The organism is Enterococcus sp. AZ188 (genome assembly GCF_050544075.1).
Classification (GTDB): Bacteria; Bacillota; Bacilli; order Lactobacillales; family Enterococcaceae; genus Enterococcus_D; species Enterococcus_D entomosocium.
The window spans coordinates 693,341-713,767 of the sequence record NZ_CP172943.1; the positions used below are offsets into that span (position 1 = coordinate 693,341).

Here is a 20,427-nt window from a genome sequence, read left to right on the forward strand (position 1 = left end):
ACAATCTTTCTTATACTGGGAGAAAATGCTATAGGAGAGATGTTATGCAAGTTACACGCAAAGAAACGGTTTATGAGATGCCCGGCAACCAACCAAAAGTAGGGGATAAAGCAGCTGATTTTCGCTTGAAAAGTTTAGAGGACAAGGAATACACACTGACTGATTTTTTAGGAAAACCAACGATCATCAGCGTTGTTCCCGATATCGTGACACGCGTTTGTGCGTTGCAGACCAAGCGTTTCAACCAAGAGGCAAGTCAATTGGATGATATAAATTTTGTAACGATCTCTAACAATACAAAAGAAGATCAAGCACAATGGTGCGGCCAAGAAGGCGTCGACATGATCATGCTTCATGATCCGGCGAATACCTTCGGTGAGGCCTATCAAATCATGATCCCAGACTTCGGTCATTTTGCCCGAGCAATTTTCGTTTTGGACCGTGAAGGCGTGATTCAACACGTTGAGATCGTGCCTGAGATTTCCCACGAACCGGATTATCAAGCAGCCATTGATGCGGCGAAAGCAAACCTCTGATTGACTTTCAAAAAAGTTCATTGTAGAATGTAGCAAGATGAAACAAGAATCTATGATAGCAAGACAATGTTCAAGAGGAGTATCAGTGACCCTGGCGGTCAGAGAGAAGTCGGTCGGTGCAAGACTTCCCCAGACACTGAAAAGGTAGCTTGAAGGTCTTTGATCCGAACCACGGTTTGTTTCTTGCAGACAAAGCCGCACAGTAAGATCAAGCGCGTCGTGAACGTTACCTCACGTCAAAGTGGCAGAGCAATCTGCAATTTAGGTGGTACCGCGTATCAGCGCCCTAATGCCTCGGCATTAGGGCGCTTTTTGCTGTGAATCACTGCGAGTGGCCCACAAGTGGGACAGAGCAGATGATGAACAGTACTAGGCGACCATAGGGAGCGTAGTAACCGTACTAGGAATCACAACGACTGGCTTGCGGAGCAAGACAGAATAGATGATGAACAGTACAAGGAGTCACCAAAAATGGTTCACGAAGTGAGCCATGACCTCTGTAAGCAATTTTTTTTCCAACAATAAACTGCTAATAATTACCACCGCACTCATCCTGAACGATTCAAACATTGTCACGCTTTACTTGGCAACTGGCACCAAAAAAACTACACCAACCATTACGCTTAAAAAACGTAACTTTAGGAGGACCAACTATGACAGAAACTGAGAATCTATCCACCAAGTACAATCCCCAAGAAGTAGAAGCGGGGCGTTACCAAGATTGGTTAGAACATGACCGTTTTAAACCAAGCGGCAACAAAGAAGCAAAACCTTATTCTATCGTGATTCCACCACCAAACGTAACAGGAAAATTGCACTTAGGTCATGCCTGGGATACCACGTTACAAGACATCATCATTCGTCAAAAACGGATGCAAGGGTATGACACCTTATGGTTACCAGGAATGGACCATGCTGGGATCGCTACCCAAGCCAAAGTAGAAGAAAAGCTACGGGAACAAGGAATTTCTCGCTATGACCTTGGTCGGGAAAAATTTGTTGAACAAGTATGGGATTGGAAAGAAGAATATGCCGGTCACATTCGGGAACAATGGGCGAAACTAGGCTTATCTCTAGACTATAGCCGTGAACGATTTACGTTAGATGATGGATTATCCGAAGCGGTTCGTAAAGTTTTCGTGACGCTCTATGAAAAAGGCTTGATCTATCGTGGCGAGTACATCATTAACTGGGACCCGCAAGCCCGCACGGCATTATCTGATATTGAAGTGATCCACAAAGACATCGAAGGTGCTTTTTACCACATGTCTTACGAATTAGCAGATGGCAGCGGTGTGGTGGAGATCGCAACGACTCGTCCAGAAACAATGTTGGGGGATACAGCAGTCGCGGTTCATCCAGAAGATGAACGCTATCAAGCATTGATCGGTAAAAAAGTGATTTTGCCTTTGGTCAATAAAGAGATCCCAATCATTGCTGACGAGTACGTGGACCAAGAATTTGGAACAGGGGTCGTAAAAATCACTCCTGCCCATGACCCGAATGACTTTGAGGTCGGTAACCGCCATGACCTACCAAGGGTCAATGTTATGAACGATGATGGAACAATGAATGACTTAGCAGGTACCTATGCAGGAATGGATCGTTTTGCTGCTCGCAAGCAAATCGTGAAAGACTTAGAGGCGTTAGGTCGTCTGATCAAGATCGAAAAAATGGTCCATAGCGTAGGTCACTCAGAACGGACAGGCGTAGTAGTCGAACCTCGTTTATCAACACAATGGTTCGTAAAAATGGAACCATTAGCAAAACAAGCCATCGACAACCAAGATACCGACGAAGCGGTGGACTTTTATCCGCCACGTTTCAACCAAACATTCTTACGTTGGATGGAAAATGTCCATGACTGGGTGATCTCTCGTCAGTTGTGGTGGGGCCATCAAATCCCAGCTTGGTACCACAAAGAAACGGGAGAAATGTATGTAGGACTTGAAGCGCCAGCAGATGCCGAAAATTGGCAGCAAGATCCAGACGTATTGGATACCTGGTTTAGTTCTGCTTTATGGCCGTTTTCAACAATGGGGTGGCCAGATGAAAACAATGAAGATTTCCAACGCTACTTCCCAACGAATACATTAGTGACCGGGTACGACATCATTTTCTTCTGGGTAAGCCGTATGATCTTCCAAAGCTTGGAATTTACTGGCAAACGACCATTTGAAAATGTCCTGATCCACGGATTGATCCGTGATGAACAAGGTCGCAAAATGAGTAAGTCGCTTGGAAATGGGATCGATCCGATGGAAGTCATTGAACAATACGGTGCCGATGCATTGCGTTGGTTCTTATCAAATGGCTCTGCACCGGGACAAGACGTGCGTTTCAGCTATGAAAAAATGGATGCCGCTTGGAACTTCATCAATAAAATTTGGAATGCTTCCCGTTTCGTCTTGATGAATGTCAGCGAAATGACTGCCGAAGACATTGATTTTTCTGGTGAAAAATCAGTGGCGGATCGTTGGATCTTGACGCGCTTGAATGAAACGATTGAAAAAGTCACTGATCTTTTTGAACGCTTCGAATTTGGGGAAGCGGGTCGTCAATTATACAACTTTATCTGGGATGACTTCTGTGACTGGTACATTGAAATGTCGAAAGAAACCTTATACGGTGACAATGAAGCAGCGAAACAAGTCAATAAGAGCATCTTAGTCCATGTTCTTGATCAAATTTTACGCTTATTGCACCCAATCATGCCATTTGTTACAGAAGAAATCTGGAGCAAACTGCCGCATACAGGGGAATCATTAGTTGTTGCTGAGTATCCACAAGTGGCACCAGAATGGACCGATGAAAAAGCGGCGCAAGGGATGGAAGTGTTGAAAGAATTGATTCGTTCGGTTCGAAATATCCGAGCAGAAGTAAATACACCACTTTCGAAACCAATTACTTTGCTGATCCAAGCAAATGAGCCTGAGATCGAAGAATTCTTGATTGCTAACAAAAACTATATCGAACGCTTCTGTAATCCAGAAGAACTAGAAATCTCTAACAGCTTGCAAGCTCCTGAATTGGCGATGTCAGCCATCCTGTCAGGTGCGACGATCTACTTGCCACTAGCTGGGTTGATCAACATTGAAGAAGAAATCGCGCGTTTGGAGAAAGAACTAGCGAAGTTCACTCAAGAAGTTCAACGGGTACAAGGCAAACTGGCGAACGAACGCTTCGTTGCCAATGCGCCTGAGGAAGTCGTGGCACAAGAACGCAGCAAAGAAGCCGATTATCTTGAAAAACAAAAAGCCGTTCAAGAACGGATCGAACAATTACGCACAATCCAATAGGATGAGCACATCACGCGCAAACAAGCATCTCTCGAAGATGCTTGTTTTTGCTTAATCAATAGAAACAGGGCGAATAACTTTCTCGTTTAAAGGAAAGAAAATGGGAAAGCCGTTCATTTTTTGTTAAAATAGGAGCGAGGTGAGCGAGATGACAAGCGAAGAAGCAACAGCGTGGATCCATTCGCGTTTGACATTTGGGCAAAGACCCGGATTGATGCGTGTCGAAGCATTATTAAAACGGATGGGGAATCCTGAAAAAAAGGTGACCATGATCCATATCGCCGGAACGAATGGCAAGGGATCGACCGTCAGTTATTTGCGCAGTCTTTTAGAAGAAGCTGGGCAGCAAGTGGGGACCTTTACTTCCCCACACATTGAAGCGTTCAATGAACGAATCGAAATCAACGGACAATTTATATCAGATGAGGACTTGGTCGCTTGGGTGGAAAAAATCCAGCCGCTGGTTGCTGAAATCGATCGTGATGAAACCTTGACTGGCATCACTCAGTTCGAGATCATTACCGCTATGGCATTAGGCTATTTTGAAGAAAAAAAGGTCGATGTTGCGATTATTGAAGTTGGCTTAGGGGGACTCTTAGATAGTACCAACGTTATTTCTCCTATTTTGACCGCGATCACGACGATCGGCATGGATCACATGGATGTCTTAGGGGATACTATTGAAGCAATCGCTGCCCATAAGGCAGGGATCATTAAGCCACAAACACCCCTTGTTACTGGCAATATCGTTGAAAGTGCGCTTTCGGTGATCGATTTGAAAGCTGCAGAAGCACAGGCACCCGCTTATCATGCAGGGCAAGAGTACCGTGTGACCTATCGTCATCCCGATGAAGAATGGGGCGAATTGTTTGATTTTGAAAATGAGCATGGCAAAATCAAAGGCTTGAAAACGCCGATGTTAGGCCGCCATCAACCAGAAAATGCCGGTGTTGCGATCCAATTGTACAGCCTGTATTGCGACCTGCGACAACTGCCGTTTTCAGCCAAAGAGATTCGCAATGGCTTGCGAAAAGCCTATTGGCCCGCCCGAATGGAACGAATCAGCAGTGAACCGCTGGTGATTATCGATGGTGCCCATAACGTACACGCCATGGCTCGTTTAGTAGATACAATGAAAGAAGAGTTTAGCGACTATCGCATCCATGTGCTGTTCTCAGCCTTAGAAACTAAAAACGTCAATGAGATGCTTCAGCAATTGCTGGCGATTCCCCAAGCCGAGATTTATTTAACGACCTTTGATTTTCCCAAAGCATTGCATTTGGCAGACGGCTATCAGGAACTCGATAACAACCGAATCTCGACGGTTTCTTTATGGCAGTTTGGTTTGGCAGAGTTATTAGAAAAAATGACCAATGAAGATTTGCTACTGGTGACAGGATCCTTGTATTTTGTTTCAGAAGTTCGTGAATTGTTGTTGGCAATAGGAGGAAAAAATGGCTAAGTTACGTGGTGTGATTTTCGATATGGACGGCTTGATTTTTGACACGGAGCTGCTCTACTACCAAGCAACTCAAATCGTGGCGGATCAAATGGGTATTCCCTATACAAAAGAGTTGTATCTAGCTTATGTGGGGGTCTCGGATGAAGAAGTTTGGGCCGCCTATCATGAACGGTTCGATGAGGCCTTTGGTCATCAGATGATTGAAGAATTTATTCAAGCGGCTTTTCAGCAAACGCTGGAAATGTTCCAACGGGGCGAGGCTGAATTGAAGCCAGGTATCCACGAGTTATTGCATTATCTTGATGAGAAAAAGATTCCCCGAGTGTTGGCGTCTAGCAACCAGCGCAAAGTGATCGATACCTTGCTGGAAGCAGCAGGCTTAACGGCGGAATTTCCTGAGATCGTCTGCTTTGATGATGTCACACGGGCAAAACCAGATCCTGAGATTTTTGAAAAAGCCCGCGCATTATTGGCGGTACCAAAAGAAGAATTGGTGATCCTCGAAGATTCGGCCAATGGTATCCATGCTGCTCATGGGGCAGGGATCTCAGTCATTATGATTCCCGATTTGATCGCGCCGACGACCATCATTGAAGAAAAAGTTTTGAAAGTCTTACCATCACTAGAGGATGTCCCAGATTTTCTAGAAACGGCTTTTTCTTTCTAATGGCGATTTTTTAAAAGCATCGGAATCAAATAGTTCCTCCTTTGCGTATTTCTTATTAGACCGACGCAAAGGAGTTTTTTTATGATCAATGAAACAGTAATTCCCCAAAGCTCGTTTCCACGAGAGCGCTTAGTGCAATATGGGGTTGATGCCCTTTCGAACCAAGAACTGTTGGCCATTTTGTTGCGAACTGGCTCACGGCCCCTAAATGTCCTGGAATTGGCGGCTAGTGTCTTGAATCGTTTTGAAGAATTGTATGAATTAAAAGAAGCGACAATCGATGAATTACAAGAAATTCGCGGCGTCGGACAAATCAAAGCCATTGAGATCAAAGCGATGGTTGAATTAGGCGTGCGGATCCAGCGGTCTGTTCAACCGAAGTACGGCAAGATCAACTCCAGTATGGCGATCGCTCATCAGCTGATCCAAGAATTAAAAGACTTTCGTCAGGAGCACTTGCTAGGAATTTATTTGAATACCAAAAATGAGATCATTCAAAAAAAGACGATCTTCATCGGATCGTTGAATCAGTCGATCGCTCACCCACGGGAGATTTTTCATTGGGCGGTACGTTATAGCGCCGCACGTGTGATCGTCGTTCACAACCACCCAAGTGGAAGTCCTCAAGCCTCGGAGGCAGATCTACTGTTTACACGCCGCTTGATCAAATGTGGGGACTTGATGGGGATCGAACTACTAGATCATTTGATTATTGGCGACAATGCCTATGTTAGTTTGCGAGAAGAAGGCCTCTGGCAACAAGAAAATTGCTGACACAACGGCTAATTTGCGAACATTATTAAAAATAAAGGTGAATTGTCTAATCGTCTGTCTTGCAAAAAAATACGGGCAAGTGTAAAATATTATTGTAATTTTGTTTGCTGAATAGATGTTGAAACGCACGTTAGGCCTCTATCGCACAAAGGCAATGTTACACATAATTAAGTGCTTATGCACGAGGAGGTTTTTTTATAATGGAACAAGGTACAGTAAAATGGTTCAATGCTGAAAAAGGGTTTGGTTTTATCTCTCGCGAAGACGGTACAGACGTATTTGTACATTTTTCAGCGATCCAAGGTGAAGGATTCAAAACTTTAGAAGAAGGTCAAGCAGTTACTTTCGACGTGGAAGATTCTGATCGTGGACCTCAAGCAGTTAACGTAAACAAAGCGTAAGCTTTCAAACAAACTGCCAGTAAGAACACTTTGAAATCAAAAACCCAAAAGACCATCAATTGATGGTCTTTTTTTTGCTTTTGGCAACGGAAAGGAAAAAGGGGAGTTCTCAGTAACCTGAGAACTCCCCTTGCATGTAAGACTATAAATCATCCGGCGTCATGATCATTGAAAGGATCATTGGATGACGTTCGGTTTTTTCAAATAGGAATGGCTGTAACGCCGAAGACATCGCTTCTCTTAATTTGTGTTCTGTTGGGTCTGGTTGGTTCAAGACTTCCCGCAATGCACGGAAGAGGATCTGCTGTGCTTCGTTGATCATCTCGCCAGATTCCCGCATATAAACAAACCCACGAGAAAGGATATCTGGTCCAGCAAGGACTTCTTTCTTCGCCACATCGACTGTCGCGACAGCTAAGACGAGGCCTTCTTCTGAAAGAATGCGACGATCTCGTAAGACGACATTTCCGATATCACCGATACCGCTGCCGTCAACATAAACATCATTGGCATTGAAATGACCAGCCAAGCGAGCGGTATCCGCCGTTAAGGCCAACATGTCACCATTTTCCATAATGAAACAATTTTCTTTTGGTACACCGACATCTTGTGCCAATTGGGTGTGGATGTTCAGCATCCGAAATTCCCCGTGCACAGGCATAAAGAATTTTGGTTTCATTAGACGCAACATCAGTTTTTGTTCTTCTTGGCCACCATGACCAGAAGTATGGATGTTGTTCAATTTTCCATGAATCACGTTTGCGCCAGCTTCCAACAGCAAGTTGATCAGCTGATTGACACTCGTGGTATTTCCTGGGATCGGTGAGCTTGAAAAAATCACGGTATCATCTGGATGAATTTGGATTTGACGGTGGGTCCCATTGGCAATCCGACTCAAAGCAGCCATTGGCTCTCCTTGTGAACCCGTACAAAGGATCATGGTTTCGTTTGCAGGCAAACGATTGATCTCATGAGATTCCACAAAGGTTCCATCTGGCACCTTGATATAGCCAAGGCGCTGTCCGTTGACGATCGCATTTTCCATACTGCGTCCAAAAACGGCGATTTTACGTCCAGTCGCAACCGCCGCATCTGCAGCTTGTTGGAGACGGAAAATGTTGGAGGCAAAGCTGGCAAAAATGATCCGACCATCGATTTTTTCAAAAATCTTTTGGATCGAGCTGCCGATCGTTTTTTCTGATTTGGTAAAGGTTGGAATTTCTGCATTGGTACTATCGGAAAGGAGGCAAAGGACACCTTCTTCACCAATTTTTGCCATTTTGTGCAAGTTTGCTGGTTCGCCCACAGGCGTAAAGTCAAACTTGAAATCGCCAGTTGCGACGATATTGCCAGAAGGCGTTTTGACAACGACACCTAAAGCATCTGGGATACTGTGGGTCGTTCGGAAGAAGCTGATGGACGTTTTACGGAAACGAATCACCGTATCTTCATTGATTTCGTGTAATTCTGCGTCTCGCAATAAGCCATGCTCATCTAATTTGTTGGTGATCAAAGCAAGTGCCAATGGTCCCGCATAGATCGGGATATTGGCTTCCCGCAACAAGTAAGGGATTCCGCCAATATGGTCTTCGTGACCATGAGTGACGATCAAGCCTTTGACTTTCGGTAAATTTTGAACGATGTAGCTATAATCGGAAATGACATAGTCGATCCCAAGCAGTTCATCTTCGGGAAATTTGATTCCCGCGTCTATTAAGATGATCTCATCTTGGAATTGAACCCCATAACAGTTTTTTCCGATTTCGCCAAGTCCACCGACGCCGAATACGCCAGTCTCATTATTTTTCAGCGAAACTTTCATCTTAAAACTCCGCTAATTTGAAATCAGCGTTTTCTTTTTCGTAAGCTAAATGTTTTTCATCTAGTTCTTGAACGAACTCGATGTTGTATGGGGTATTTTGTTCAACCAGACGGCGTGCGATCACTGCATCGTCTGCTTCAATGTACAAAGAGTGGGTTTGTTCTCTCTTTGGGTTGCGGTCTTTTGTTTCTTGGTAATAAATTTTGTAAATCATATCTTTTCTCCTTTATCTGCTTTTCGCAGTAGTCTATTTGGTTGATGAATTCGCTGCATCACAAAATCGAGGTCCGAATAAAGTGACCTGAAAAGAAGGCTTCGAGAGCCGCTGCATGCTTTTTTCAGACAATCGTTGTGAGAAAAAAGAGAAAGCCTCGTCTTTGCTTTCCAAATGTCGTCATAAAAAATTCACCGGGTTTGTAAGTCGTTCCACTACAAGTATCCCTAGTTTATCACAGAAAAACGAATAAGTATAGAAACACGTCATTTTGAAAAGGCTTACTGAAAGAAAATGAAAGGACTATCCTCGAAGTTTACTTTTTTTCGCTGATAGTGCATTACAATAAGAATATTCCTATGCTATAGTAGAAGTAATGAAGTAAAAAAGGAGGGGATTTTTTGAAATTAATGTGGCACTATACGATGAGAAACAAAAAACTGCTGGTTTTTAATTTCATCTGTGTTTTTGGTTTTATTTTGATTGAATTAGGTTTGCCGACGTTATTGGCAAGAATGATCGACAAAGGGATCGCCGCTGGTGATCGCGACTACATATGGAAAATGGGTGCGGCGATGATCGCGATCACCATTGTGGGGATCACGATGAACATTTTGTTAGGCTATTTCACGTCACGTATCACCACTAACATTGTGGCAGATATTCGTGACGATCTTTTTGAAAAAGTCCAAGGCTATTCACATACTGAATATGAAAAAATCGGGGTTTCATCATTGATCACCCGTGTGACCAATGATGCGTATCAAATCATGCTGTTTATGCAAAGTATCTTACGGACGGGTCTGATGACACCCATGATGTTTGTGGTCAGCTTGTACATGGTCATGCGGACAAGTACACAACTAGGGTTGTATGTCTTGGGGGCATTGCCGATATTACTGATGGCCGTCATCGCCATTGCCAAAATCTCGGAACCATTATCCACCAAACAACAAGCCAATCTAGATAAAATCAATGGCATCTTGCGGGAAAATCTCTCTGGTTTACGAGTGATCCGTGCCTTCGTCAATGAAAAATTTGAAGAAAAACGCTTTGGCAAAGTCAACCAAGCCTATGCTTCTAGTTCTCGCAGCTTGTTTCGCTTGATGGCAACGGCACAACCAGGCTTTTTCTTCTTATTCAATATCGTGATGATTTTGATTATTTGGACGGGAAGTATTCAAATCGATCAAGGGCAGCTGCAAGTCGGTGACTTGATTGCATTTATCGAATACATCTTCCATGCGCTGTTTTCTTTCATGCTGTTTGCGACCGTCTTTACGATGTATCCACGAGCGGCGGTTTCTGCTCGCCGAATCCAAGAAGCGTTAGATGCGACTTCTGAAATCAAAGAGCCAGAACAGCCAGTGACAGAAACTAAGACGAAAGGCTTCTTGGAATTTAAAAATGTTACCTTTGCTTATCCAGGACATGCCCAAAGTCCAGTGATCCGTAATGTTAGCTTTACCGCTTCACCAGGGGAAACCGTGGCATTTATCGGTAGTACCGGGAGCGGGAAATCAACCTTGATCCAATTGATCCCACGTTTTTACGACGTCAGTGAAGGCCAAGTCTTGGTGGATGGCGTTGACGTTCGGGATTACAGCTTAACGACATTGCGCAACAAGATCGGGTTTATCCCTCAAAAAGCGTTGCTATTTACAGGGACGATCGCAGAAAACCTGCGCTATGGGAAAGAAGATGCCACGCAAGCAGAGCTGGAACGAGCGGCCGAGATTGCGCAAGCGGCAGATTTCATTTCTCGCACACCAGATGGCTTTGATGCTCACTTGGCAGAAGGCGGAACCAACTTCTCTGGCGGACAAAAACAACGCTTAGCGATTGCCCGTGCGGTGATCCGCCAACCAGAGATCTATATTTTTGATGATAGTTTTTCTGCATTGGATTACCAAACGGATGCAAAATTGCGGGCACGCTTGAAAAAAGAGACCACGGAATCGACCGTTTTGATCGTTGCTCAACGAGTAGGAACGATCATGAATGCCGATAAGATCGTCGTCTTGAACGAAGGCGATGTGGTTGGCATTGGCACCCACAAAGAACTGCTGCAAACTTGTCCAGTATACTACGACATTGCGGCGTCACAATTATCAGAGGAGGAGTTGGCACAATGAAAGCAATCTCTTCTTTAAAACGGTTAGGTGCTTACATCAAACCGTACAAAGTACAATTTATCCTAGTCTTGCTGTTTACTGTTGCAACCGTCGGCTTCAATGCGGCAATGCCGTATGTTTCTGGATTACCGACGACAGAGATCAGCCGCAACATCGCCGCTGGCGAAGGCGTTAATTTTGATTACGTGATCCTTTGCTTGATCTGGATCGCAGTCGTTGGTGTCGGTTACTGTTTCTCACAATTGATGTCAGGGCTGCTGATCACCAACGTTGTCCAATCGGCGATGCGAGATTTGCGGCAAGACATTGAAGAAAAAATCAATCGTTTGCCCGTTTCTTACTTCGACCGCAACCAGCAAGGGAATATCCTGTCACGGGTGACCAATGACGTGGATGCCGTCAGCGGTGCGATGCAGCAAGCCTTGATCGGGATCGTCAATGCCTTCTTAGGAATCGTTATGGCGGTTTCCATGATGTTTTACATCAATACCTACATGGCATTGGTTTCATTGATCATGATCCCAGCCTCCTTATTGATTTCTCGCACGATCGTCAAAAAGTCGCAAAAAGACTTCCAAGGCATGCAAAATGCGTTAGGGGATCTGAACGGCTACGTACAAGAAAACATGACTGGATTCAGTGTCTTAAAAGTGTATGGACGGGAAAAGCAAACACTTGAAGGGTTTAAAAACGTTAACCACCAGTTGCGCTATTACGGCTTTCGTTCTGCCTTTGTGTCAGGATTGATGATGCCACTGGTGCAAATGACCGCGTACTTTACCTATATCGCAATGGCAGTCATGGGTAGTTTTTACGTAATCAGCGGTGTGATCGTTGTTGGTCAGCTGCAAGCGTTCATTCAATACATTTGGCAAGTCAGTCAGCCAATGGGGAATATAACCCAGCTGTCTTCCGTTTTGCAAAGTGCCTCAGCAGCAGCAAAACGGGTCTTTGAAATCTTAGATGAGGAAGAAGAGCCAGTCAATCAAACCGATATCCAATTGCCAGAACAAATCAGAGGCGACGTGACCTTTGAACATGTCGGCTTTGCCTATGATCCGAAAAAACCGTTGATCAAAGACTTGAACTTTGAAGTCAAAGCTGGACAAACCGTGGCGATCGTGGGACCAACAGGTGCTGGGAAAACCACCTTGATCAATTTGTTGATGCGTTTTTATGATGTCAATGAAGGGGCCATCAAGATCGACGGTATCGACACGAAGAAGATGGAACGTCATGATGTCCGTTCATTGTTTGGGATGGTTTTACAAGATGCATGGTTGTATGAAGGCACGATCGGCGACAACATTCGCTTTGGGAAATTAGATGCCACCGATTATGAAGTCGTTGATGCAGCGAAAACCGCCAATGTCGATCACTTCATTCGTACGATGCCGGATGGCTACGAGATGATCATCAATTCTGAAGGCGATAATGTCTCTTTGGGACAAAAACAATTGTTGACCATCGCCCGGGCAGTCATCTCTGATCCAAAGATTTTGATTCTCGATGAAGCCACCAGTTCGGTGGACACCCGCTTAGAAGCGCTGATTCAAAAAGCAATGGATAAAGTGATGGAAGGTCGTACCAGCTTTGTGATCGCCCATCGTTTGTCAACGATTCGTGAAGCAGATCTGATCTTAGTAATGGATCAAGGATCGATCATTGAAAAAGGCAATCACGAAACCTTGTTGGCAGCTGGCGGCTTTTATAGCCAACTGTATCAAAGTCAATTTTCAGAAGAAGCCGAGTAAGCCGAAAAGAGCGTCCAGTCTGACTGGCGCTCTTTTTGCATTGTCGCAAGGGTGGTGCTATAGTGAAAAAAGAAAGCGCAGATCCGTTTATGGATTGGAAGGAGAAGTTGATGGACAAAGAACAATCAGGGAATGAAACCCACAAAACAGTTTCGCCCGCCTCGTTGCAAGGAACGCCTTGTTTTGTGGCAAAAAATGCGACGATCGTAGGAAACGTGACTCTAGGAAAAGAGAGTACGGTCTGGTTTCAAGCAGTGATTCGAGGCGATGCCAATCGCATCGAAATCGGCGCGCGTACCAATATTCAAGATGGAACGATCATCCACGTTGATCACGATGCCCCGACGATCGTGGAAGACGATGTGACTGTTGGGCATCAGTGTATGCTTCATGGCTGTACCATCAAAAAAGGGGCTTTGATCGGCATGAGCTCGATTGTTTTGAATCATGCAGTGATCGGCGAAAATAGTTTGTTAGGTGCTGGTTCGTTAGTAACGGAAGGAACCGTCATTCCGCCCAATGTGTTGGCGTTTGGTCGTCCTGCACGAGTGATCCGCCCGTTGACAGAAGAAGAAATCGCCAAAAATCAGGCAAACATCACGCATTACGTGGAAAATGGGTATGCTTACCAACAGGGCGAATATGGTGAAGTCTGACGCCGAATCCAAAGACGCAAAAAGGTGTACGAATTGCTTCGTACACCTTTTTTTATGCAAGCTTATTTCAATTTGTTTGATTCCATGATCTCGTCGATCAAGCCGTAATCTTTGGCTTCTTGTGCGGTCATGAAGTTGTCGCGATCGGTGTCGCGTTCAATCACTTCGATTGGTTGACCAGTACGTTCTGACAAGATTTTGTTCAGACGTTCGCGGGTTGCCAAAATGTGGCGGGCAGCAATTTCAATCTCAGTTGCTTGACCTTGTGCGCCACCTAATGGTTGGTGAATCATGATTTCGGCATTTGGTAACGCAAAGCGTTTGCCTTTTTCACCAGCGGTCAATAAGAATGAACCCATAGAAGCAGCCATCCCCATAACGATGGTTTGGACATCGGCTTTGATAAAGTTCATGGTATCAAAGATCGCTAGACCAGCAGTAACGCTTCCGCCCGGCGAGTTGATGTACAAATAGATGTCTTTTTCAGAATCTTGCGCGTCCAAGAATAAAAGCTGAGCAATGATCGAGTTTGCTAAGTCATCGGTTACTTGACCACTCAACATAATGATCCGGTCTTTTAATAGACGAGAATAGATGTCATACGCTCTTTCACCGCGAGATGATTGTTCAATGACTGTAGGAATTAAATTCATAGTGATAGTCCTCCTAAAAATCGTTATAGATATAGTTTAGCATAAAGTTTTCGCAATATCTAAGAGATAGTATACCGATTAGGTCAAGAAAGGTCAAATAAAAAGTTCGTTATCTTTTTTGCGAAACTTTCAAATATGATACAATATGAAAAAAGGAATGAGGAAGGATCGAAGAATGGCAGTAGCAATAGCAGGTTTGATCGGCGTCTTAGTGGGCGCATTGTTAGTAACCATCATTTTTAATTTACGCATTCGGTATGAGGAACAAAAAGAAAAACAACGCCGTTTGTTGGAGCATAAAGTCAAAGAAATCGAAACGCTGGTTTTATTGAATCAAAAAATCAGTGAGATTCTACAAAAACGGGTCATGCTGATGGATGAGTATGTCAGCTTTGATGCCTTTGACGACTGTTATATCACCATCGATGATTTTGCCTATCTACAATCTTTTGCGGCGCAAAACAGTTTTTATCTACCGAATTTTTTCTTGGAAGAATTTTTCAAAAAAATCGGAACACGTCGGGTGATTTTATCCCCAGAGGAAACTGTTAAAATCGGTGGGTATACCTATAAAGGCGGTCGGATCATTATGGAAAATTTCCTTGATCAATTAGTCGAAATGGTCAATGAGCGTAAAACCCAAATGAAAAACATGACGAGCGAACCGTTGACCTATTTTTCAAAAACGATTTGATTCTACTGGTCAGTCGGTCGCCTTGGTTAAGGTAACCAAACCAGAGTATCGACGATTGCACTTTTTCAACTGATCACACACACTCTTACTGCGATCATAGTAAGAGTGTTTTTCTTTGACCGAAACAAAGCGCTGTCCCCCTTAAAAGGATCAAAACAAACAGAGGCTTTTTGGTTCTAGCAGATTCCATGGTAAAATAAAGAATGAGAATGGAGTGAAAGAATGATGGTACAAATCGTTGCCCACCGCGGGAGTAGCGGCAACCGACCTGAAAACACGCTACCGGCATTTGCGGAAGCGGTGCGGGTCAAAGCTGATATCATTGAGTTAGATGTACATCTATCAAAAGATGGCGGCTTGATCGTCATGCATGATGAAACGGTTGATCGAACGACCAACGGCAAAGGTCGGATCTGTGACCTGACGGTTGCTGAACTAAAAGAACTCAATGCCGGCAGCTGGTTTTCTGAGGAATTCCAAGCCGCCAAAGTCCCCACGCTAAAAGAAGTGTTGGATTTACTTGCAGCGAAGAATTATCGTGGCATTTTGACGATCGAATTAAAAACCGATCATTATGAGTATGAAGGAATCGAAGCCAAAGTATCCGACTTATTGAATAGCCAAGAATGGCCCTTTACTCATTGGTATTGTTCCTTCAATATCGAGACTTTGGATCGCATGCATGCGATCGAACCGGATGCGATCCTTGATTTTATTATGGGACGCGGGGAAGACAAACCACCGTTGGCGCTCAGCCGACCGTATATCGAAGGGATTCATCCGGCCTATCGCTGGATCCAAGAGACAGCGACGGTCTTGACTGATTTTCCGATCGCGATCCGTCCGTGGACTGTCAATGAAGAAGCGGCGATTCGCACCTGCTTGGCTTTGGGGTTGACCGGGATCATCACCGATTTTCCAGAAAACGCTCGGGCAATTGTGCAGCAGGTCCGCGAGGAAACAAAAGGATGAAAAAAGTCTTAGTGATCGTGGGACCGACCGCAGTCGGTAAAACCGCCTTGAGTATCCAATTAGCTCAAAAATACCATGGGGAGATTATCAGCGGGGATTCCATGCAAATTTATCGACAATTAGATATCGGTACCGCCAAAGTGACCAAGGAAGAAATGGCAGGGATTCCTCATCATTTGATCGATATTCGTGCAATGACGGAAACGTATTCTGCCGCTGATTTCCAGCAAATGGGACGTGAAGCCATTGAGACGATCCAGCAACAAGGAAAGTTGCCGATCGTTGTGGGGGGGACAGGGCTATACATCCAAGCGCTTTTGTATGACTTTCGTTTAGGAGCAGAAGAAGGCGACCCAACGATTCGTCAGTGCTATGAACAAGAAGCAGCAGCCATCGGCAAAGAAGCTCTATGGCAAAAGTTGCAGGCGGTCGATCCCTTGGCAGCATCGAAGATCCACTACAACAATGAGCGGAAAGTGATTCGTGCGTTGGAGGTTTTTGAAATGACTGGCGAAAGTATTGCTGCACCAAAAGAAACACCGCAAGTTTTGTACGATTTCTTCATGATTGGTTTAACCACTGAGCGAGAATTGTTATACCAGCGAATCAATCAGCGAGTGGACTTAATGATGGATCAAGGCTTGATCGAAGAAGCAAAAGCTGTTTTGCAGTATCCAGAAACGCAAGCCGCCAAAGGGATCGGCTACAAGGAATTTTTGCCCTATTTTCACGGGCAGGCCACATTGGATGAAACCATTGAGCAAATCAAGCAAAACTCACGCCGCTACGCCAAGCGGCAGCTGACGTGGTTCAATAACCGAGCACAGCCCCGATGGATTGATTTAGTGAGACAACCTGAAGAACAACGTACCCTTGAAACAGAAATCGACCAATGGTTGGAGGAGAAAAGATGAGCCAAGAACGTGTGATTCTTGTCGGAGTAGAAACGGAGAAAAACTATCTTCATTTTGATTCGTCAATGAAAGAATTGAAAAGCTTAACAAAAACCGCCAATGGCGAAGTTGTTTTTTCACTGGTGCAAAAACGGCAGCAAGTCGATCGACAAACCGTGATTGGCAAGGGGAAAGTTGCGGAATTGCAGCAGTTGGCAGAAGCACATGAAGCAGATCTAGTGATCTTCAATCATGAACTGACACCAAGGCAAAGCCAGTTGATTGGTGATGCGCTAGAAGTGCCAGTGATTGATCGCGTCCAGCTGATCCTCGATATATTTGCGATGCGTGCCCGTTCCAAAGAAGGAAAGCTGCAAGTAGAATTGGCGCAGCTGGATTATTTGCTTCCACGCTTGATAGGGCAAGGAAAGAACATGTCTCGGCTAGGGGGCGGAATCGGAACGAGAGGGCCAGGGGAAACCAAGCTGGAGACCGATCGTCGACACATCCGCAACCGCATCACCATCATCAAACGGGAATTGAAGGAAGTGGCAGCCCATCGAGACCGGACACGTCAAAAGCGCAAAGACAGCCAAGTCTTTCAAATGGGCTTGATTGGTTATACCAATGCTGGAAAATCAACTATTTTAAACATTTTGACCAGTGCAGATACCTATGAGCAAGACCAGTTGTTTGCGACACTCGATCCTTTGACGAAACGCTGGCGGATGCCAGAAGGATTCGAAGTCACCATTACCGATACGGTTGGTTTTATCCAAGAATTGCCGACTCAATTGATCGATGCGTTTCATTCCACACTGGAGGAAAGTCAAAACATGGACTTCTTGCTGCATGTCGTCGATGCCAGTTCCGAAGAACGGGTCCAGCAAGAGGAGACGGTCTTAAAATTAATGGAGGAACTTTCTTTGACCCAATTACCGATGTTGACGGTCTACAATAAGGCGGATCGCATCGACGCCGATCAGTTTGTCCCAACGTTATTTCCCAATGTCTTGATCTCGGCAAAGAGTACCAAAGGCAAAGAGCGCTTGACTCAAGCAATCAAAATGGAATTGATGCAGATCATGCAGCCTTATCATCTGGTGCTGCAAGCCGATGAAGGCAATGCGCTGAATCGTTTAAAACGGGAGTCGCTAGTGTTGAGTAATGCCTTCGATGAAGCAACACAGACCTATCATATCAAAGGATTTGCGCTGGAGGATACCTATCCACTACGCAGAATGGTGCAAGAACAGGAATAAACAGAAAACGGTGCAGCTGATGCACCGTTTTTTTTGTGGTGACAAAATTATGGAAGTATAAGTGGTTTGACTTCCTTCAAGTGCAAAACCCGAACATTTTTGGCTAAGGCACCATTTCTTCCAGAAAAAGGACTGCTTGAACATGCGATCAAATCAAGGGTCCAATGAAAAAATCAAAAAAATTTGCATTCATGTCACTTTTTCTAACATGAGGGGTTGACACGCAAAAAAAGAATTGGTATAGTTTCCATAAAGTTACGCAGCATCATTGAAACGGAGGGGAGCCAAGTTATGCGGGAAAAAGAATTGCGGCGCTCAATGTCAGTCTTTCCTATCGGAACAGTCATGAAATTGACCGATCTCACCGCCCGTCAAATTCGTTATTACGAAGAACAAGAATTGATCCACCCGGAACGCAGCGATGGCAATCGACGAATGTATTCGCTGAATGATATTGATACCTTGCTAGAGATCAAAGACTATCTTTCCGATGGACTGAACATGGCGGGAATCAAACGAGTTTATGAAATGAAAGTTGCCAAAGAAAAAGAAGCGAAGAACAAACCGCCGCTGACCGATGAAGATGTACGTCGAATTTTTTATGATGAACTCTTGGCTCAAGGTGGATTGAATCAACAACAGCCATACCAGCAAAAAGGTCCACGAATGTAGAGCATTAGTAGATCATTGCTGTGATATAAAATAAGAATTGGGAAAAAGGAAGGGATACTATGCCAAAATTTGAAAGAACTGCCGAAGACATCAAACAAATCGTAAAGGATGAGAACGTGCGCTTTTTACGCTTGATGTTTACTGATATTTTAGGAACGAACAAGAACGTTGAAGTACCTGTAAGTCAATTAGATAAAGTACTGGAAAACAAAATGATGTTTGACGGTTCTTCTATTGAAGGATTTGTCCGTATTGAAGAAAGTGACATGTATCTGTATCCTGATTTGTCCACCTGGATGATCTTCCCTTGGGAAAGTGAACATGGCAAAGTGGCTCGTTTGATCTGTGATATCTACAATCCAGATGGCACCCCATTTGCAGGCGACCCTCGCGGCAATTTAAAACGGGCATTAGCGGACATGCAATCCCTTGGCTTTACTTCTTTCAATCTTGGACCAGAACCAGAATTTTTCCTATTCAAATTAGATGAAGCAGGCGAAATCACAACGGAATTAAACGACAAAGGCGGCTACTTCGATTTTGCCCCAACCGATCTAGGGGAAAACTGCCGTCGCGATATCGTATTAGAATTAGAAAGCCTTGGCTTTGAAGTTGAAGCGTCTCACCATGAGGTGGCACCAGGGCAACACGAGATCGACTTTAAATATGCGGATGCAGTGGAAGCATGTGACAACATCCAAACCTTCAAGCTTGTCGTGAAAACCATTGCTCGTAAACACGGCTTGCATGCGACCTTTATGCCAAAACCATTATTCGGCATCAATGGTTCAGGCATGCACTGCAATATGTCCTTGTTCAAAGGTGATGAAAATGTCTTCTTTGATGAAGAAGGACCAATGCAATTAAGCCAAACAGCGTATCACTTCTTAGGCGGTTTGATCGAACACGCCCGTGCTTACACGGCTGTCTGCAACCCAACGGTCAACTCTTACAAACGCTTAGTGCCAGGTTACGAAGCGCCTGTATACGTGGCATGGTCAGGACGCAACCGTTCACCATTGATTCGGGTACCAGAATCAAGAGGCTTGTCAACGCGTTTGGAATTGCGTTCGGTTGACCCATCCGCTAACCCATACTTAGCAATGGCTGTTTTATTACAAGCAGGACTTGATGGCGTTAGACGTGAGTTGACACCACCACCAGCTGTCGACCGCAACATCTACATCATGAACGAAACAGAACGCGCAGAAGCACAAATCGAAGATCTGCCGTCAACGATCCACAATGCCATCAAAGCATTGCGTAAAGACCAAGTGATGATCGATGCTTTAGGCAAACACATCTATGCCAACTTTGTCGAAGCAAAACGATTAGAATGGGCAGCCTTCCGCCAAACAGTCTCCGAGTGGGAAAGAGAACAATACTTGGAACTCTATTAAAATCGAAGAAAGCCGCTAGAGATAAACAATCTAGCGGTTTTTTTATGATGAACTCAGCTTTTATCCTAATGATTCTCGGTTTATTTATTTCCGATAGTCAATAGCTACTTGATCAAAGCTTGAGCAGAAAAAACCTTGCGAAGCTAGAGCGGTTCTGTCTA

At 44.5% G+C, this 20,427-nt stretch carries 18 protein-coding genes and 1 other annotated feature; of the genes, 15 read left to right on the forward strand and 3 right to left on the reverse strand.

Going from position 1 to position 20,427, the window contains the following annotated elements:
• The first annotated feature begins 44 nt into the window (after positions 1 to 44).
• The 6 genes from tpx to IGI86_RS03205 all read left to right on the forward strand — a co-directional run bounded on the left by tpx (position 45) and on the right by IGI86_RS03205 (position 7,139).
• Positions 45 to 536 carry a thiol peroxidase gene (tpx, locus tag IGI86_RS03180; protein ID WP_081119102.1) on the forward strand — a complete coding sequence of 164 codons (492 nt, stop codon included), beginning with the start codon at positions 45 to 47 and terminating at the stop codon, positions 534 to 536.
• 57 nt (positions 537 to 593) lie between these two features.
• Positions 594 to 828: a binding site (T-box leader), on the forward strand.
• A 361-nt stretch (positions 829 to 1,189) separates the two neighbouring features.
• Positions 1,190 to 3,835: a valine--tRNA ligase gene (locus tag IGI86_RS03185; protein WP_077454036.1), complete on the forward strand. Its 2,646-nt coding sequence runs from the start codon at positions 1,190 to 1,192 to the stop codon at positions 3,833 to 3,835.
• Positions 3,836 to 3,983: 148 nt separating this feature from the next.
• On the forward strand, positions 3,984 to 5,297 hold the full coding sequence (locus IGI86_RS03190) for a bifunctional folylpolyglutamate synthase/dihydrofolate synthase (protein WP_081119100.1): 1,314 nt from the start codon (positions 3,984 to 3,986) through the stop codon (positions 5,295 to 5,297).
• The gene (locus IGI86_RS03195; protein WP_081119098.1) at positions 5,290 to 5,964 is read left to right on the forward strand and encodes an HAD family hydrolase; all 675 of its coding nucleotides are present in this window, start codon (positions 5,290 to 5,292) and stop codon (positions 5,962 to 5,964) included. Before IGI86_RS03190 ends, IGI86_RS03195 begins: the two co-directional genes overlap by 8 nt.
• Positions 5,965 to 6,045: 81 nt before the next feature.
• Complete coding sequence (gene radC, locus IGI86_RS03200; protein ID WP_081119097.1) at positions 6,046 to 6,738, forward strand: RadC family protein; 693 nt, start codon at positions 6,046 to 6,048, stop codon at positions 6,736 to 6,738.
• 200 nt (positions 6,739 to 6,938) lie between these two features.
• The gene (locus tag IGI86_RS03205; RefSeq protein ID WP_005225155.1) at positions 6,939 to 7,139 is read left to right on the forward strand and encodes a cold-shock protein; all 201 of its coding nucleotides are present in this window, start codon (positions 6,939 to 6,941) and stop codon (positions 7,137 to 7,139) included.
• 142 nt (positions 7,140 to 7,281) lie between these two features.
• Here IGI86_RS03205 and rnjA read toward each other — a convergent pair whose 3' ends face one another.
• Together rnjA and IGI86_RS03215 are read right to left on the reverse strand one after the other, a co-directional pair.
• Entirely contained in the window at positions 7,282 to 8,961 is a 1,680-nt protein-coding gene (rnjA, locus tag IGI86_RS03210; RefSeq protein ID WP_005225156.1) for a ribonuclease J1, read from the reverse strand.
• Position 8,962: 1 nt separating this feature from the next.
• Complete coding sequence (locus IGI86_RS03215) at positions 8,963 to 9,175, reverse strand: DNA-directed RNA polymerase subunit epsilon (RefSeq protein ID WP_005225157.1); 213 nt, start codon at positions 9,173 to 9,175, stop codon at positions 8,963 to 8,965.
• Between the two features lie 401 nt (positions 9,176 to 9,576).
• Here IGI86_RS03215 and IGI86_RS03220 point away from each other — a divergent pair, with 401 nt between their 5' ends.
• The 3 genes from IGI86_RS03220 to IGI86_RS03230 all read left to right on the forward strand — a co-directional run bounded on the left by IGI86_RS03220 (position 9,577) and on the right by IGI86_RS03230 (position 13,720).
• Entirely contained in the window at positions 9,577 to 11,310 is a 1,734-nt protein-coding gene (locus IGI86_RS03220) for an ABC transporter ATP-binding protein (protein WP_010747462.1), read from the forward strand.
• On the forward strand, positions 11,307 to 13,064 hold the full coding sequence (locus tag IGI86_RS03225; protein WP_005225159.1) for an ABC transporter ATP-binding protein: 1,758 nt from the start codon (positions 11,307 to 11,309) through the stop codon (positions 13,062 to 13,064). The genes IGI86_RS03220 and IGI86_RS03225 overlap by 4 nt, the downstream gene beginning before the upstream one ends.
• Positions 13,065 to 13,126: 62 nt before the next feature.
• The gene (locus tag IGI86_RS03230; RefSeq protein WP_005231095.1) at positions 13,127 to 13,720 is read left to right on the forward strand and encodes a gamma carbonic anhydrase family protein; all 594 of its coding nucleotides are present in this window, start codon (positions 13,127 to 13,129) and stop codon (positions 13,718 to 13,720) included.
• Positions 13,721 to 13,782: 62 nt separating this feature from the next.
• On the opposite strand, the gene clpP is transcribed toward IGI86_RS03230, so the two are convergent.
• Positions 13,783 to 14,373, reverse strand: coding sequence for an ATP-dependent Clp endopeptidase proteolytic subunit ClpP (clpP, locus tag IGI86_RS03235; RefSeq protein ID WP_005225161.1), 591 nt, complete (start codon positions 14,371 to 14,373; stop codon positions 13,783 to 13,785).
• A 175-nt stretch (positions 14,374 to 14,548) separates the two neighbouring features.
• On the opposite strand from clpP, the gene IGI86_RS03240 reads away from it, so the two are divergent.
• The 6 genes from IGI86_RS03240 (at position 14,549) to glnA (ending at position 20,266) form a co-directional block, all read left to right on the forward strand.
• Positions 14,549 to 15,067 (forward strand): hypothetical protein, encoded by a 519-nt coding sequence (locus tag IGI86_RS03240; protein ID WP_005231097.1) that lies wholly within the window; start codon positions 14,549 to 14,551, stop codon positions 15,065 to 15,067.
• A 222-nt stretch (positions 15,068 to 15,289) separates the two neighbouring features.
• The gene (locus IGI86_RS03245; protein ID WP_269924341.1) at positions 15,290 to 16,039 is read left to right on the forward strand and encodes a glycerophosphodiester phosphodiesterase; all 750 of its coding nucleotides are present in this window, start codon (positions 15,290 to 15,292) and stop codon (positions 16,037 to 16,039) included.
• A complete protein-coding gene (gene miaA, locus IGI86_RS03250; RefSeq protein ID WP_223080501.1) occupies positions 16,036 to 16,953 on the forward strand; it encodes a tRNA (adenosine(37)-N6)-dimethylallyltransferase MiaA in 918 nt (305 codons plus the stop codon). The genes IGI86_RS03245 and miaA overlap by 4 nt, the downstream gene beginning before the upstream one ends.
• Positions 16,950 to 18,194 (forward strand): GTPase HflX, encoded by a 1,245-nt coding sequence (gene hflX / locus IGI86_RS03255; RefSeq protein ID WP_153883510.1) that lies wholly within the window; start codon positions 16,950 to 16,952, stop codon positions 18,192 to 18,194. The genes miaA and hflX overlap by 4 nt, the downstream gene beginning before the upstream one ends.
• Before the next feature lie 291 nt (positions 18,195 to 18,485).
• The gene (locus IGI86_RS03260; protein WP_005225166.1) at positions 18,486 to 18,866 is read left to right on the forward strand and encodes a MerR family transcriptional regulator; all 381 of its coding nucleotides are present in this window, start codon (positions 18,486 to 18,488) and stop codon (positions 18,864 to 18,866) included.
• Positions 18,867 to 18,925: 59 nt separating this feature from the next.
• On the forward strand, positions 18,926 to 20,266 hold the full coding sequence (glnA, locus tag IGI86_RS03265; RefSeq protein ID WP_005225167.1) for a type I glutamate--ammonia ligase: 1,341 nt from the start codon (positions 18,926 to 18,928) through the stop codon (positions 20,264 to 20,266).
• The last annotated feature ends 161 nt before the right edge of the window (positions 20,267 to 20,427 follow it).

What these genes read in the sequence shown, in the direction of transcription:
- tpx (WP_081119102.1), top strand. Translation starts at nt 45, where the DNA reads ATGCAAGTTACACGCAAAGAAACGGTTTATGAGATGCCCGGCAACCAA.
- IGI86_RS03185 (WP_077454036.1), top strand. Translation starts at nt 1,190, where the DNA reads ATGACAGAAACTGAGAATCTATCCACCAAGTACAATCCCCAAGAAGTA.
- IGI86_RS03190 (WP_081119100.1), top strand. Translation starts at nt 3,984, where the DNA reads ATGACAAGCGAAGAAGCAACAGCGTGGATCCATTCGCGTTTGACATTT.
- IGI86_RS03195 (WP_081119098.1), top strand. Translation starts at nt 5,290, where the DNA reads ATGGCTAAGTTACGTGGTGTGATTTTCGATATGGACGGCTTGATTTTT.
- radC (WP_081119097.1), top strand. Translation starts at nt 6,046, where the DNA reads ATGATCAATGAAACAGTAATTCCCCAAAGCTCGTTTCCACGAGAGCGC.
- IGI86_RS03205 (WP_005225155.1), top strand. Translation starts at nt 6,939, where the DNA reads ATGGAACAAGGTACAGTAAAATGGTTCAATGCTGAAAAAGGGTTTGGT.
- rnjA (WP_005225156.1), bottom strand. Translation starts at nt 8,961, where the DNA reads ATGAAAGTTTCGCTGAAAAATAATGAGACTGGCGTATTCGGCGTCGGT.
- IGI86_RS03215 (WP_005225157.1), bottom strand. Translation starts at nt 9,175, where the DNA reads ATGATTTACAAAATTTATTACCAAGAAACAAAAGACCGCAACCCAAAG.
- IGI86_RS03225 (WP_005225159.1), top strand. Translation starts at nt 11,307, where the DNA reads ATGAAAGCAATCTCTTCTTTAAAACGGTTAGGTGCTTACATCAAACCG.
- clpP (WP_005225161.1), bottom strand. Translation starts at nt 14,373, where the DNA reads ATGAATTTAATTCCTACAGTCATTGAACAATCATCTCGCGGTGAAAGA.
- IGI86_RS03240 (WP_005231097.1), top strand. Translation starts at nt 14,549, where the DNA reads ATGGCAGTAGCAATAGCAGGTTTGATCGGCGTCTTAGTGGGCGCATTG.
- IGI86_RS03245 (WP_269924341.1), top strand. Translation starts at nt 15,290, where the DNA reads ATGATGGTACAAATCGTTGCCCACCGCGGGAGTAGCGGCAACCGACCT.
- miaA (WP_223080501.1), top strand. Translation starts at nt 16,036, where the DNA reads ATGAAAAAAGTCTTAGTGATCGTGGGACCGACCGCAGTCGGTAAAACC.
- hflX (WP_153883510.1), top strand. Translation starts at nt 16,950, where the DNA reads ATGAGCCAAGAACGTGTGATTCTTGTCGGAGTAGAAACGGAGAAAAAC.
- IGI86_RS03260 (WP_005225166.1), top strand. Translation starts at nt 18,486, where the DNA reads ATGCGGGAAAAAGAATTGCGGCGCTCAATGTCAGTCTTTCCTATCGGA.
- glnA (WP_005225167.1), top strand. Translation starts at nt 18,926, where the DNA reads ATGCCAAAATTTGAAAGAACTGCCGAAGACATCAAACAAATCGTAAAG.